This is a genomic window from Idiomarina abyssalis (assembly GCF_900116625.1).
Lineage (GTDB): Bacteria > Pseudomonadota > Gammaproteobacteria > Enterobacterales > Alteromonadaceae > Idiomarina > Idiomarina abyssalis.
Map to the genome: position 1 here is coordinate 238155 of NZ_FPBE01000002.1, position 13292 is coordinate 251446.

The window sequence follows — 13292 nt, forward strand, 5'->3', positions numbered from 1 at the left end:
GGGATAAGATCGTTGTTTGTAAATTGTACAATTTTCAGAACGATCTTAAGTAGCAGAGTAAGCATTTGATTCAAAACAGTCTTATTGCCGGAACTGACCCGCTCGATGCCATTGATGAGTTTCAGGCTATTGTTGACGACATCCCGTCCATCGTTTTTAGAACACCCATGTCATCAGACAATGGGGGCCCTGAAACCGCGTTTATTTCTAACGACGTTGAACGGTCTTTGGGCTATCCCAGGGCGACTATAAACAACCTGGAAGATTGGTGGTATGGCAATGTACACCCCGATGATATAAGCATTGCTAATGACCAGTTCTCCCGTTGGCAACAGGCCGACTTTAAAGGATTACTAAGACGTCAATATCGGTTTAAACACAAAACCGAAGACTACCTCTGGGTCGAAGACCTAATCAGAAAGCATTCTTCATCGACGCACCACGCGGACCAGTTTGTCGGCACCATTACGGTTATTGAAGACTTGGTAAAAACCCGGGAGCAACTCCGTCAACTGAACTACATTCTTCCCGGCGTCTTGTATCAATTACGGTTCGTTAGTCGCTCTGACATTTCGTTTCCGCTAATTAGTGCTCACTCCAAAAAGCTGTTTGATATATCACCCAGCGAATTAGCCGACTCTGCCGAGGCCTTTTTTGACAAAGTACACCCAGATGATCGGGAGCCTCTTATTGAAAGCCTGGAAGATGCCAGCAACAGGCTCACTGCGTGGCAGTTTGAGTTCCGGGTTATGGTTGAGCAGAAAGTGGTTTGGATATCAGGCAGGGCCGTACCGGACAAGCAAGTAGAAGAGAACCTTATCTGGAACGGCCTTTTTATTGATAATACTGATAAAAAGTCTCTGGAACTTGAGCTAAAGCGGACAAATGATGAACTGAAACGTGCTCAGCAAGTCGGTCGTGTTGGTCACTGGCAGGCGAATTTGAAATCCCGCGAATTAGTTCGCTCTACAATGGTTAGGGAGCTACTTGGATTAGAGAAAACGGATTCCAACACTTCGATAGAGCGCTTCAACAGTTTAGTTCACCCGGACGACCTGGAAGATATTAAATCGCTTGAAAGACTCACCCCTGACAACAATAAACTTCAAATTCAGCACCGTATGCAACATGCCGACGGGCATTATATTTGGGTTGAGGAATTCGCTGAGCTGCAAGACGATGGCTACACGCTAATTGGTACCTTCAGAGACATTACAGAGCAAAAAACATTAGAACTGGAGCTTTTGAAAAAGTCATCCACCGACAGAATGACCGGAATATACAACCGGGGCTATTTTACAGAGCAAGTGGACAAAGAGCTGTCACGCGCAAAGCGAAACGGCCGCCCTTTAAGCCTTATCATTCTTGATATCGACCACTTTAAAAACTGCAACGACTCTTACGGACACCCCTTTGGTGACGAAGTGATCATAAAAATTGCCTCGCTCCTTGAAAATGCCATTCGCTCTCACGACACCGCTGCCCGAATTGGCGGCGAAGAATTTGCAGCCTTGCTTCCGGAAACTAACCAGACTGACGCCGCCGCAGTGGCAGAAAAGCTACGCACGACAATTTCAGCACATAAATTCTCGAAAAATGGCGACGATATTTTTGTGACAGTGACATTAGGCGTGGCAGAAGTGCAGCCCGGCGATGATTGGACCAAACTCTTCAACCGCGCCGATAAAGCGTTGTATAGAGGTAAGCAGTCGGGCCGTGATCAGGTTTTTCTGGCGAGTGACCTTTAATTTAAACCTTAAAAGTTCAGCCCGACGAAAGCACCACGGTTACGTTTAGCCACAGCCTGCATAAAGGCAGCGAAGGTTTCTGCGTTACCACTTGCGCGGCTAAAGCCGATACCATGAATGCGCATTACAGGCTTGCCGTCCGCGCCCTTATTTTGACTCGTGATCTGCCGAACTATCGCATCCAGATTATTTACCCGATAATCATCACCAAAAACATAAATGCTGGTTGTGCCCTTGGTTTTTTTATAAAGGTTAATGGCTTTCAGAATACCCAGCTCAGGCGCACTTTTACCGCCGGTGAAGTTTGGCATTTGCTGCATAGCCGTTTGCCTGAAGCTTTTGGTATCTGGCAACCAGTCACCAGCTTTACTACTGAACATAAAGTCGCCATCAGCGGCCATAATTTGGAACCCTTTCATTTTAGGGTGGCTTTCAATAATGTCATTGACCACACTAATGACGCGGTTCCAGCCGTTGCCTCCGGACATCGATCCTGAGTTATCAATCACAAACACCACGTACTCCGCATCGGTAGGAATACCACCGACGTCATCGTCCGGCGTATCCGTGCTGTTAGGAGTGTTTAGCATTGCAGTGGCTTGCCGTATTTCGGCTCGTAACGAGGACGCTTTATTCTGCAGTTGCTGTAAGGTTTTCTGCGCCCGCGGAATAGAGCTTTCTAAATTTCTTTCCTGCTCGGTCACTGAAGCCGTTTTCTGTTCGGCGGCAGACAGTTCGTCTTGTTTGTCCGACAAAGCACCTTTTAATTCTTCAACCGACTGCTGGGCCTGAAGCACTTCAGAAACTAAGGTACTGAGGTTAGCCGGTCCGCGTTCTGTGTCTTCTGTACCATTTTTCGCCAGCAGTACCAGCATAATAACTGCACCAAAAGCGCAAGAAATAATATCCAGGAATGAGAGGTTAAAAACCTCAATTGGCGCACGCTGAATTTTTCTCATTATGGCCACTCCGGAGCTGGTGATAAGAAGGTGCCACCACTTACCCGCGACCAGTTCCAGTAAAGCGGTGAAGCGTAAGGGTCGCCTTCTATTGGCAAAAGGATAATATTGTAGCGAATACCTTTAGGCGCACGTTTTATGGTCTCAACCATCAATGCCTGACGGCAGTCTGAGGAAATAGATTTTTTCGTCGAAATAAAATTACGACAGGAAAGCGGCAGGCCGTCTCCCAATGTTGGCAGCCCATCCGTTACAATGTATACGTCAGTAATATCCGGGTTCGTCTCAAATAACGTGCTAATACCCAGCTGAAGGTTGGTTCCGCCCTCTGGCACAACCGCGCCTAAGTCCTTCACAATAGAGTTCATAGAGCCGCTGACTGAGGCAGTGCTAACGTTCCGTTGCCCTAAACGGTCCGCCGTATTGGAAAACGTCACCACACTCACTTTTGAGGTTTGCGGTAGACGTGCCAGCAACCACTGAGCAACCCGGCGGGTTCTTATCCACTTAGCGGTAGACACTTTGTCGCCATCGCTTAAAGCCAGCTTGCTCAGCACGTCGATTAAGTTGTCGCCCATCATGGAGGCGCTCTTATCCACCAGAATGCCTATTTGTTCGCCTTCCACCTTCATGCCGGTGATAAAGTTCTGCTCACCCGTACCCGAAAGCTCAACGTTGGCTGACTTCTCAACTTCTTTGGACAAAGCCGCTAACTGGTTTTCCAGGTCGGCAACAACAGCCAACTGAGTCGACAAGTCCTGCAAAGCTTTGGTTTGATCTTGTGTGGTGTCGTTTTTCGCTTCTTTAGAGTCTTCCTGCTTAGCCGACTCCAGCGCAATTTTGTCATTGATTTCGTCAATGGATTTTTTCAGGCGCTGCTGCTCGTCCATTGACGCCGCCAATTCCTGTTCGAGCTTTTCCTTTTCTTCCGAGGGCTCGGGCGTAAAGGCTTTAAAGTCTACCAGAATGAAAATAAGGATAACGGCGCCCAGCCCGCATGCCATGACATCCAGAAAAGATAGATTAAAGCCGTCGCCAGCCTGGCGTGTTCGTCGCATCTGAGTCGCTCAATTAACTGTGTAAATGAGACAGCAAATGCTTCTCGCAGGACTCTTGCGTGCGGATCACCATCTTGTCCTGACGGCTGTTCAGCAAGTGCATAAACAACATCAGAATCAAAGAAATAAACAGCGCCACCAAAGTCGAGTTAAAAGCTACCCCCAGTGATGCAGTCATACCGGCAATGTCACCATCCAGTGCTTTGTCGGCCTGCGCCAGCGCCGAGCCAATACCGCGCACCGTACCCACGAAGCCAATAGACGGAATAGCCCAGATAATGTAGCGGATCATGTTGTTGCCGCTTTCTAACTGAATGGCAATATTGTCTACCGACGACTCAATAGTGTCAGCGGCGTGCTGAACGTTTTTGGTGTTTTTAAAACGACGAATACAGTTAATCCAGGTGCTGTATGCGGGAGTCTCTTTATAAGCCGAGCTTTCTAAGTCATTTAATGCTGCATCAACGTCCAGCGCTTCAGACTTGTCGTAGCTTTCCAGTAAGTCGCGCGAATATATTTCTTCTTCGTCAATTAACCGCCACAGCTTATACAGCATAAGGAACAGACAAAACAACATGAGCGAAATACACACCTGCTGTTCAACATCTTTGAAGATGACCGAGAATGCAGTTAGAGCTTCGGTTCCTTGCTCTGCCATTGCCACTTCGGCCGCCGGGCGAATAAGTCCTGCATACAGCAAATGTACAAGGGTAAAAATAGCCAGTAGCACACCACCACTGACAAAAAAGTTAGGGCTCATTGAAAGCGTATTATTTTTAGACATTATGCATTCCGGGCGTTAAATGTTGGTGGGGAAATCTTGTGGTGCATCCAAAGACACAAAATAAGCCATCGCGCTGCCGGCCAGAGCCAGCAGTATGACGCCCAAAATCACGCGTTTTTTCATGATGTTTCTCCTCATCACTCATGATACCGGGCTATTCTAAAGCCGATATCCTCTGCCGAAGCACTTTCGCCGTCGCGAACGCTGGCACGAATATTTTTCAACCGTCCGACTTTGTATGACGCGCCTTTTACCACATGGCCATTACCACGCAACGCGCCCAGGTAGTCGGTATAAACCCGGTCAAGGTCGGGCGGGTTCAAAGTATAACTGTCGTGCACCCACTCTTTGACGTTACCGTCTAAATCAAAAAAGCCGCCACGTTCTGCTTTAAAGCTGCCGACAGGGGCTTTACCGGCAAAACCGTCATTGTAACCACGTAAAATGAAAGTTTGCTGACCTTTTGCAGACTCATCGGCAAAGTTGCCCTGCTTGTCACGCAGGTGTTCCTGGCTGCCCCACACATAAATAGTAGAGTCAGCTCTGCGATTAATTTTGGCAATGTATTCCCATTCGGCTTCGGTCGGCAAGCGGTAACCTCGCGAGCTCGCATCGGTTCCCACCACTTTACCATTACTGACTTTATAAAAAGGCTGCAGGCCTTCCTGTTCACTCAGCCAGTTGGTAAATAACGCAGCCTCGTCCCAGGACACATTCGTAACCGGCATTTTAGTTTTACCACCAGAGCCTTTAAACGCGGCGAACTGCGCCTCGGTAATTTCATGGCGCGATATCCATACGTCCCGCGAAAAGTCTACTTTCACCTGATGCTCATTACGCCCACGGCTAGGTTCATTAACCGGTGACCCCATAGTGAATTTTTTCGGTGACAGGCGGCTCATTTCAATACCCAGAGTACTGACAAACAAAGGCTTGCCTTCTTTTCTTCTGGCATCAAACTCGCGCAGCATTTCTGCTTTTACGTTCAAAGTTCGCTCGCTGCTTGGCTGAAATTCCTGTTTCACGGTACGGTACCCGTTCTTTCGGAATTCAACTTGTGAAGGCAACGTCTGTAGCCTGGCACGAAAAGGCGTTACGCCCTGCTTCTGCCCATTAATGTATACTTCACTTGGCTCGTTTGCAGCAAAGGCCACATCGCCCATTTCTGGCGTCAACCTGAAGCTCAGCTGCTGATTTTCCGCTGGCCCTAATTTAACGGTCTGGCTTTGCTTAATATAGCCAGCCTTTTCGTAACGAATAACGTGCTCTTTATTGGCATCAACACTAATTGGATTTTTTGCCGGCGCTCCGTTGACCAGCAACGCACCGCCTTTCGGACTCACTGAGACATTGACCGTTGCCTGAACGGGCTGAAGACGGTAGTTACGCTTCGGTTCTTTGTTGCGCGCGTTTAAAGACACGGTGTCCGTGACCGGCTCATACCCCGGATAATTCACCACTACAGAGTAGTCGCCACCCACTTTAGCAACGGTTACCGGCGTTGACCCAACCTCTTTGCCGTCAAGGGTAACCGCAGCACCAGCCGGGCTGGAATTAATAGAGATAGTGCCACTAATAGGAGTTAACCGAATTTGTTCTTCAACTTTACCGTCTATTAGCGCTTCAATAGCAACTGAGGTCGGCTCGTAAGCCGGATGCGAGGCCGACACCGTATAAGTTCCCGGAGCAAACTCACCCTCAAAGGTAGAAGCCGTTTCGCGCTGCTCACCGTTAACTGACCAGACAATATTGTCTGCGCCCGGCTCTGTTGTTATCGTCACTTTTGCGGGCTTAGGCTCCAGCTCAACTTCAATAGTTGAAGGGCTGTTGTCGTTTACCTGCACTTCTTTGGTTTGGTATTTGTCGGCCGACACGGCTACAAGGCCACCAGAGCCTACCGCGTAATATTTGTTGTCGATGAAAAAGCCAACACCAGAATGAACAGCAAAGCGCTGAGTTTGCACGGCTTCTGCCGGTTTTACCGTAAAACTGTAACCTTTGGTTAAAAACAGCCAGCCAAAATAAATAACCAGCAGTGCAAGAGTACCGACCGAGAAGCCAATAGCCATTAACCGTCGTTTACGTCGTCCTTTTTCAATGGCTTCGTCAAGTGAGTTCACGAAGTCTCTCCTGTTCTTTTATTATTTTTCGCTAAATGATGCTAAACGCGTTCGTTACATTGAACGTTAATAACAATAGGTGTGCCTGATTTCTCCACCACAACATCGACAATGGTTGAGCGGTATCCTTCGCGACTGCCTTCAAATTGATACTTTCCCGGTTTTAACTGAATGGTTTTTTCTCTGACTTCACCCACAACCCCAACACCTAATACTTTTATATAGGTTCGGTTGTCGGAGCGAACCGTTACGTCTATGGGTTGATTTTCCTGCTCAATTAGCTGCTCAACCTGGCTTATTTTTTCACCCAATTTGGCGCTCAATTGCGTAAGCCCGCTGTAGCGCGAAACCGCATTCACAGCATTTTGACGAATGTTGTTATCGGCAAGACGATCCGGTCTATCAATATAAACATCCAGCGCGCTACTGGCTGCTAATATCTCACTTGCGCTTTGTTTAGCCTGCTGCACAACCTGGCTGTCCGGGTAATCAGCCATCCCCTTTTCCGCCAGTATCAGCACGGTTTGCCATTCGTCAGCCCCTGCAAATACCTGAATTCGCTTTTCCAGCGACTCCATACCCTGGCTTTTTAACTCAGCGTCAATTTGCGCCTGTAGGGTTGCCAGTTCCGGTCGATTGTTGTCTATCGCCGAAGCTTTGGCTAATGCTTCCTGGGCCCGATCAAAGTCCTTGCGATCAATCGCGTTCACCGCCGTTGCCAAAGCACGAGCAAAACGTTGTTGTTTAATTTGCTGTTCCACTTTCGCTAAGGCTGCCTTTGCATCCTGCTGTTGCGGATCAAGCTCTATAATTTGTTGATAAGCAGCACGCTGCTTCTCTATGTTACCTTCTACACCGCCCACTCTGGCCTGTTCATACAAATCAGCGACTTCATGGTAGGTGTCTATGCGCTTCTGCAACGCCAGCGCGTCGCTAGAGTCGCCTTTTACCTTTAAAGCCTGAGCATTCAACTGAGCGGCTTCATTAATGTCGTCTGCAGCAAAGGCTTGTGCTGCGTTTTCATAAGCCTGCTTATAAGCCTCTTCAAACGCGCTTTGGTAGTTTGTAATATCCGTATTGAGTTGCTCAATAGTGGTTTGCGCCTGGCTATAATTACTGGCGCCATAGTCATTAAAAGCCTGATCTATGTCGGCCTGAAAACCCTCAACTTTGACAGGCTTCCACTTCGACAAATACGGGCTAGAAACAAGCTCGGAAACACGCTGGTTAGTCTCGTTCAAAGCCGTTTGCAGCGCTTTTCTGTCTACTGCATGGTTAGCTAAACTAGCCTGCGACTCACCTTTCTCCTCGGCTACCGGCGTGTCGCCGCCAGAAACCGGGAAATAGGCGAGTAAGGTAACGACAACGCCAATCAGCAAACAGGCAAAAACGGAGGTAATTACGCCAGTTACAATAACTCTCTTCTTTTTAGCCCGGCTTTGCGCTATTTGCTCATCGACAGACGACATTGTTACCCTTCCCTGAGTGAATTAAAGCTGAGTTAATGGTGTTGATTCAAGGTCATAAATTTCTTTCAGCTTTTCGCGTAATTGCGCGTACTGCTCACCGGCGGTACCGGTTAACTCAATGTTTTGCTCATTCAGCTCAACAACTTGTGGGGTTACTTTAATGTCCAGGTTTTGACCCATTTCATCAAGCAACGCACGCTGTGTGCCTAACTCTCGGTTAGTCTTTATTGCTTCGCTTAAGCTGTATACCGCACCTAAACCTGCTGCCGCACTTGCTACCTGGCCAGCTGTAGAGCCGGAGTTTTTGCCCAGCAAAATTGCCGCTGTTGCTAAAATACCGGCGCCAACCTGAGCACGCGTTCGCTCTTCTTTTTTCCGGCGTATATCAATAGCAACCGGAAGCGTTTCCTGCTGATACGTGCGATATGCATCGTGTGTGCTTGCGTAGAACGTGTCGTAACTGTCCTGTAGCGAGTCAATAAACTGCTCGTCTTTCGCCTTAATAACGTTAACCCGCTGGTACATAGGGTCAGACTCAGCCGGAGCGCCGGTCAAAGTTATAGTCGAACGGTTCGAGAAAAAGTTACTGGACTCACCCAAATAGCCTCCAAAGGCCTCAGGGCTGTACATAGTGGCGTAGCGCATATCTGAAACCGCCTGAATGGTTTTCTTTTCCTCATCGGACTTTTTCATTAGCAAGTCATAAACATAACCCGCAATGCTTTTAAAAATAGGTCCGTACGGGTTCTCACCCTTTCTTAATGCATCGCGGTAGAAACCCTCACCCACGCGAAACTCAAACTCTTCCTCGCCCCAAATTTGGTTACTGGCATCCATAACGCGAACGCCAATTTCAACCGTTTCAGTGTCTGAATAATTGATTTTTCCCAGCACATAAACATCCGCGCTTACGTTGGCATCGGGCGTAACATTAACAGCGCCAAAAGCTTTAGTGTCAGAAAGCGCTTCGCGAGTATTAACGGCAAAACGATTGGCTTCTAAACGACGTACCTGTGGCCAAATGTCTTCCTCAACCAACTCTTCATCGTCGATATTTCCGTACTCATCTTTTGGCAAACCCGGGTCAAAAACCGGAATAGCGACATTAAGATAAACATTGGAATTATAGCTGTAGCTGCGCTCTTCTTTTCCTAGCGCCTTAGAACTGCCCGGGCCACTCATACTTGGGCCTACACTGGTGACATTGGTTTGGGTTGACTGGCATCCGGCTAATGTAAATAGTGCGGAGAGTGTCATAACGACTGAAAATCGTTTTATTTTTTTTAATTGAGCTAGTGTATTCATTGTTCTGTCTTCCATTAATTATTGACATCCATATTCGGCCATCAGGCCTTTGAAATGCTCTTTTTCGGCTTCTGTTGTGGCAGAAGCCATACCTTCTTTCACCGCGTCGCATACCGCCGAACTGCCACTACCGCTGTTGCCACGCTTATGATCTTTTGTATCCACTGAGGAGCTTTCCGATACAGCTGAGCTCGACTGCTGTTGTGTTTCACTGCCCGTTGCACCACCTGCGCTCGAGCCGGTTGAACCCGATGTGCCTCCCCCTCCGGAACTGCCAGCCGCAGCTTCTGCAAGGTTGTCGGCGGCAGATGCAGTTGCCGCTTCCATACACTCGGCAGACTCATCCAAAGACGCAAAGAGCGCAGCTTCTTCAAGAGCAATGCGCTCTTGCAGTGTGAGAGTGCTGGGGTCTACGTCATCAAACTCAATATACGAACAGTCGGAATAGCCAATCTCTTGTGCCTCAGACATTCCGCTTGTTAAACCAAAAGCAACGAACAAAGAGACTGAAGCGTATTTAAAACTAATAATCGATGAGCTGATTTTATCCACGGTGGGCCTATAACCTTGCCTTACGGGTAACGCTAACAAAACATTAAGCTAAGATTATTATATAAAGAAGTGTAAATAAACTGTAAACAGAAAGTTTTATTCTTTTAACTGCACTCTGAGCTTTCTATTCCGCGCACCCTGTATCCTTTAACTCAAAAGGAATCGCCTCTTTAACTCGTTAAACGAAGACTGAGTATATTGTTAAAATAGACTGGCTAGCGTAAGCTCACAGCCGTGATTAACTGCAAAGTATGATGTTATGAAAAAGTATGTAAGTGAGGTAATAACGTATTTATTTGTTTTCACTATTATTGCCGCTGTCAGCCCAACGGCGAACGCTAACCCAATGCAGCGACATAAAGAGTTCTCGCGGGTTGCTCAAAATATGGCGGCAAGACAGTCCTCTGTATATCAAGTAACACAGGATACAACCGGATTATTGTGGTTAGCGACAGATACCGATGGAATTCTGCGTTATGACGGCAATCAGTTCTCTCGCTGGACAGAAGCGGTTCTACCCTCAGTAAAAACGGCTGATTTTTCTAAGTTACTCATTGACGACGATATTATTTGGGCTGCTACCTGGGGTCATGGTTTAGCTGCCTGGAATTCAAAAACACAAAAAACTCATCAGTTCAAACAAACCAAAAACAGCAGCGACCTCAAAAACAATCGTGTACAAACCCTGTTTAAAGACAGCCAAAACCGTCTTTGGGTTGGCTCACTGGGTGGCCTGCAATACATTAAGCCCGGCCAGACGATTCAAGAGGACCTAACCTTTAAGTTTTTAGCAGAGCAGCACCCTCTTAATAACCTTCGAATATGGTGGATTACGGAATCAAGTTCTGCCTTGTGGGTTGCCAGTTCTCAGGGCGTTTTTAAAGTCTCACTCGACTTAAAAACTTGGGAGCAGTACTTTGTCGATCCTGACAATATTGGCGAAAACAGGGCAAATCAGGTACGGACCATTGAGTTGGTAGGTGATACGCTCTGGGTAGGCACGGCTCAGGGGCTATTTTATCTTGATAATGAAACCAACACGTTCAAGCCGACACACTTTGATGGTGTGAAAACACCGGCCAGTTTACGCGTTAACGATATGATTGTTGAAAGCAACAACGGCAAGCAGTCTTCGCTATGGGTTGGCGCCAGCGAAGGGCTCTACCAAGTCAATACCGAAAGCCGGACCTTTATAAAACAAAAAAACGACTGGGCAGCCCTTAAAAATGTTGACATTCGCTCCTTGCACTTCGATAAAACAGATACATTATGGATTGGCACTCGATCGCAAGGTTTATTTAAAGGTATAACCACAGTTAACAACTTTACCGACCCGTTAGCCGGCGTAAAGGCCCTCTCTAATGTGCCTGCCACTGACAACCCCGTACAAGCTATACATTACGCCAATAACAACGACCTTTGGCTAGCGAACACCGCGGGGCTTTATAAACGCGATTCCGTAACCGAGTTATGGCAGTTTTTTCCTTTTAACAACGAGTACCCCGTAAGAGAAGTTAATGTACTTATTACCGACAGCCATGGCGACCTATGGGTGGGCACCAACCAAGAGCTTTTTAGAACACCGGGCGATAATCCCAAACTCGACCCGGTAGATGCCATAGAGATTCAGCTTGGGCTTGAAGAAAATACAGTCACAGCGATACATGAATCAGACGATGGCACAATTTTACTGGGCTTATGGGGCCAAGGAATCGTAAAGTTCGATCGAGACTCGGGAATGTTCTCCTGGCACAACCAAAAATTTGGCGAGCTTCGGAACGATCAGGCTTACTCCATCGTCACCGTTGAAAGCTCGGGAATTTATAGTGCGACCGGCTACTCAGGTCTGCTTAACCTAACAAACCAGTCACTAGTAGAAGGCCCCTTCAACAGCGAAACTCTACTCTGCGCATACTCATTTAAGCCAACCATCATTTGGTTATGCAGCGACAACGGCTTATGGGAGTACAACACTCAAAGCAAAACAACCCAACATTTCACTGAATCTGACGGATTACCGTCTAACCGAATATTGGGCATAACGGCAGATAAGACCGGTAACCTCTGGGTAATCACGTCACTGGGCTTGGCTCGATTAAATTTAACCTCTCATAAAATTATTACACTAAACGAAGCCGATGGCTTGCCATCAAGTAATTTTATAGAGCACGCAATTGACAGTTCCTCTACCGGAGAGGTAACCATTGGTAGCACAGCGGGAGCAAGTTCATTTTCGCCCGAGCAGGTTAAAATTAAAGAAGTGGTTGCCAATACTGCATTGACCTCTATTGAGGTGAATGATGAAAATATTACCGATCGATACGCTTTAACATCAAAACGTTTCATTTTGCCAGAAGATTACCAAAGGTTTCGTTTATCATTCGCTATTACTGATTTTCGGGCCCCCGAAAAGAACTCAATTCGCTATCAATTATCAGGAGTAAATGATCAATGGAGCGAATGGACAACTGATCTTTCACTCAACTTTAACGCGCTACCGCCGGGCAAGTACCAGCTCACTGTTCAAGGCAGAAACAGTCAAGGCATAGAGAGTAAAAAGCCACTGACCTTGTCACTCGTAGTCCGTGCGCCGTGGTGGTACAACTTTTGGACATTTTTTGTTGGCACCTCAGTGTTCATAGTATGTATTTATGTTGCCATTCGACTACGTACTAAAACGTTGGAGCGTGCGAACCTTAAACTTGAAGCTGAAATAGCGCTGCGTACGAATGAACTCAAATTTGCAAACGAAAAGCTCCAAAAATTATCGGAAACAGATCCGCTGACAGGACTGTTGAATCGCAGGGGGTTCGAAAACAGTTTTCAGCGTTTGATACTACTACATCAAAAGAGCAAGGAGCCATTAAGCATCCTACTTATTGATATCGACCATTTTAAAAAGTTTAACGATAAATACGGTCACAACGCTGGTGATAGCACATTACAAACCGTTAGTCAGACACTCACTAGCTGTGTCAGAGAGCAAGACATTGTTGCTCGTTGGGGCGGTGAAGAATTCGTCCTCGCTTTACCGAACCTCAACATTAAAAAAGCTGAAGAGACTGCGAACAGGCTTCGCCTGGCAATTGCTAACCAAGAGCTCGACTGCGAAGGTATTCCGGTAGCTATTACCGCTACGATAGGCATTAGCAGCTTCAATGCCGAAGAAGACAATTTAGCGGTCTGGATTAAAGCCGCAGATGATGCGCTGTACGAAGGCAAAGAAAAGGGAAGAAACAGGTTTGTTGCCAATACGAACCCCTTTAAATAGCCTTCTATAAATAAACACCAGCCATA

9 protein-coding genes are annotated in these 13292 nt (G+C 47.1%); 2 read left to right on the forward strand and 7 right to left on the reverse strand.

All coding sequences use genetic code 11. The annotated features are described in order from the left end of the window. The first annotated feature begins 65 nt into the window (after positions 1 to 65). Positions 66 to 1748 carry a GGDEF domain-containing protein gene (locus BM359_RS06655; protein ID WP_054489519.1) on the forward strand — a complete coding sequence of 561 codons (1683 nt, stop codon included), beginning with the start codon at positions 66 to 68 and terminating at the stop codon, positions 1746 to 1748. A gap of 8 nt (positions 1749 to 1756) precedes the next feature. On the opposite strand, the gene BM359_RS06660 is transcribed toward BM359_RS06655, so the two are convergent. From BM359_RS06660 to BM359_RS06690, 7 genes are all read right to left on the reverse strand, one after another. Continuing rightward, entirely contained in the window at positions 1757 to 2707 is a 951-nt protein-coding gene (locus BM359_RS06660; protein ID WP_054489524.1) for a vWA domain-containing protein, read from the reverse strand. Beyond that, positions 2707 to 3765: a VWA domain-containing protein gene (locus tag BM359_RS06665; RefSeq protein ID WP_054489526.1), complete on the reverse strand. Its 1059-nt coding sequence runs from the start codon at positions 3763 to 3765 to the stop codon at positions 2707 to 2709. The genes BM359_RS06660 and BM359_RS06665 overlap by 1 nt, the downstream gene beginning before the upstream one ends. Before the next feature lie 13 nt (positions 3766 to 3778). After that, a complete protein-coding gene (locus BM359_RS06670) occupies positions 3779 to 4549 on the reverse strand; it encodes a MotA/TolQ/ExbB proton channel family protein (RefSeq protein ID WP_054489528.1) in 771 nt (256 codons plus the stop codon). A 137-nt stretch (positions 4550 to 4686) separates the two neighbouring features. Beyond that, on the reverse strand, positions 4687 to 6669 hold the full coding sequence (locus tag BM359_RS06675; RefSeq protein WP_054489530.1) for an SUMF1/EgtB/PvdO family nonheme iron enzyme: 1983 nt from the start codon (positions 6667 to 6669) through the stop codon (positions 4687 to 4689). 41 nt (positions 6670 to 6710) lie between these two features. Then, positions 6711 to 8138 carry a tetratricopeptide repeat protein gene (locus tag BM359_RS06680; RefSeq protein WP_054489532.1) on the reverse strand — a complete coding sequence of 476 codons (1428 nt, stop codon included), beginning with the start codon at positions 8136 to 8138 and terminating at the stop codon, positions 6711 to 6713. 21 nt (positions 8139 to 8159) lie between these two features. Further along, positions 8160 to 9443 carry a hypothetical protein gene (locus BM359_RS06685; protein ID WP_054489534.1) on the reverse strand — a complete coding sequence of 428 codons (1284 nt, stop codon included), beginning with the start codon at positions 9441 to 9443 and terminating at the stop codon, positions 8160 to 8162. A gap of 18 nt (positions 9444 to 9461) precedes the next feature. Further along, positions 9462 to 9995, reverse strand: coding sequence for a hypothetical protein (locus BM359_RS06690; RefSeq protein WP_054489535.1), 534 nt, complete (start codon positions 9993 to 9995; stop codon positions 9462 to 9464). Positions 9996 to 10254: 259 nt separating this feature from the next. Here BM359_RS06690 and BM359_RS06695 point away from each other — a divergent pair, with 259 nt between their 5' ends. Beyond that, positions 10255 to 13266, forward strand: a complete 3012-nt coding sequence (locus BM359_RS06695; protein ID WP_054489536.1) for a ligand-binding sensor domain-containing diguanylate cyclase — start codon at positions 10255 to 10257, stop codon at positions 13264 to 13266. Positions 13267 to 13292 lie beyond the last annotated feature (26 nt).